Origin of the sequence: Mycobacterium sp. 94-17 (genome assembly GCF_035617725.1) — a bacterium.
In the GTDB taxonomy this organism is placed as follows: Bacteria; Actinomycetota; Actinomycetes; order Mycobacteriales; family Mycobacteriaceae; genus Mycobacterium.
Genome location: NZ_JAPIYN010000089.1, coordinates 1 through 500, shown reverse-complemented (window position 1 = coordinate 500; position 500 = coordinate 1). Strand labels below are relative to the sequence as shown.

Sequence of the window (500 nt, the reverse complement as noted above, 5' to 3'; positions counted from 1 at the left end):
TGGGTGATCGGCTGAGGAACATCAAAGGACGCGACCGACCGCCGGCCCAGCCCCACCCGGCCGGCCGGTCCCACCAGGGTCGGGGTGTCCAAACCGGCCAGCACCTCGCCCCAGGCCTCCCGCGCGGCGGCCACGTCGCGGTCAGCCAACCAGCTCACAAAGCTGCGGTAGGCGGGAGCCGCAGCCAGCGGCTGCCCGTAATAGCCGGCGAACACCTCGCGCAGCAGGATCGGCAGCGACCAGCCATCGAGCACGATGTGATGGTTGGTGAGGACGAACCGGTACCGGTCTGCGCCGGTGCGAATGAGTGCCGCGCGAAACGCCGATTGGTGGGCGAGGTCGCAGACCGCGGCGCGTTCGGCCGCGCATACCGCCTGCACCCGCTCCTCGACGTCCCCGTCGTCCGCGGTGAGGTCCAGGTAGCGCCAGGGTGCTCCTGGGTCGCCGGGGACGATCTGCACCGGTTCGTCGAACTCCGTGCTGAACCGGGCCGCCAGGTG

The 500-nt window shown here is 71.0% G+C and carries 1 protein-coding gene; it reads right to left on the bottom strand.

The window, feature by feature from the left end:
* Window positions 1–500 (bottom strand): condensation domain-containing protein (locus OQ789_RS25780; RefSeq protein WP_324689253.1); only part of this gene is annotated, 500 nt, incomplete at both ends.